The following is a 1,204-nucleotide window of genomic DNA, read 5'->3' as shown; positions in this document are numbered from 1 at the left end:
TTTGCGTTGTTCACGTAACTGTTGCAGAATTTCCCACATCGGTTCTCCCAGATATCGAATAACGATTTCGCGATCTGAGAAAGAAGTATAGTTGTAGGGGATTTCTCTTATACGAGTTGACATAATGGGTCAGCTAATCCTGATTGAGAAGTGAATTTAATCGCAGATTTTAACACGAAGCCCGCTATTATAAGACCCATTTATAGTGAGCCTTTTGCCGGAAGTGGCAGTTAACGAGAAAAATATGGAAATTATACAAATTGTTGCACTTGCCCTGTTACAGGGCCTGACTGAATTCCTGCCCATTTCAAGCTCCGCTCATTTAATACTGCTACCGATTATTGCCGGTTGGGAAGATCAGGGACTGGCTTTTGACGTTGCTGTGCATGTTGGTACATTGGCTGCGGTCATTTTTTATTTTCGCGCCACTATCAGACAACTTATCGCAGACTGGTTTCGCTCACTGCAACAAAGACAAACCGTAGGTGAAAGTAAATTAGCCTGGGCCGTAATTCTTGGCACCATTCCGGTTGGCCTTGCCGGATTGTTTTTAGGCGACTTCATAGAATTATTCCTACGCAGTCCGCTGGTCATAGCCGCCACTACTATTATATTCGGCCTGTTATTAGGCTTTGCAGACTGGCAAGGCAAACGAGATCGCACTGAACAACAAATGAGCTGGAAAGATATTCTCATTATCGGTGTAGTTCAGGCATTAGCATTAATTCCCGGTACTTCACGCTCAGGTGTTACTATGACTGCAGCGTTGATGTTGGGTTTGACACGGGAAGCCGCTGCCAGATTCTCCTTTTTATTATCAATACCAGTAATTTTTCTTGCCGGTAGTTTGGAAACAATCAAACTAATTGAAGCGGATCAAGCTACGGATTGGTTTGCTTTAACTGCAGGTGCTATTTTTTCTGCGATTAGTGCATATCTTTGTATCTTTTTGTTTCTGAAATTACTTGAACGGATAGGTATGTGGCCTTTTGTCATTTACCGCTTAGCACTTGGTGGCATCCTGCTGTTTATATTTAGTTAATTGCAGTTGACATACTTTGCTCGAATCCGTAACATTCTCCCTCTTTATTTGACCGCATGCGTATATTTTCAGGAGCACCCCGCGGAATGAAAACCTTAAGTGCAAAACCAGCAGAAGTTCGTCGCGACTGGTTCGTAATTGATGCCGATGGCAAAACTCTGG

At 43.1% G+C, this 1,204-nt stretch carries 1 protein-coding gene; it reads left to right on the top strand.

The window, feature by feature from the left end:
• Positions 1–223 precede the first annotated feature (223 nt).
• Positions 224–1,042, top strand: coding sequence for an undecaprenyl-diphosphate phosphatase (locus Q7U95_RS02735; protein ID WP_308751744.1), 819 nt, complete (start codon positions 224–226; stop codon positions 1,040–1,042).
• The last annotated feature ends 162 nt before the right edge of the window (positions 1,043–1,204 follow it).

The organism is Candidatus Oleimmundimicrobium sp. (assembly GCF_030651595.1).
Taxonomy (GTDB): Bacteria; Actinomycetota; Aquicultoria; order UBA3085; family Oleimmundimicrobiaceae; genus JAUSCH01.
This window is presented reverse-complemented; position numbering and strand designations above follow the sequence as displayed.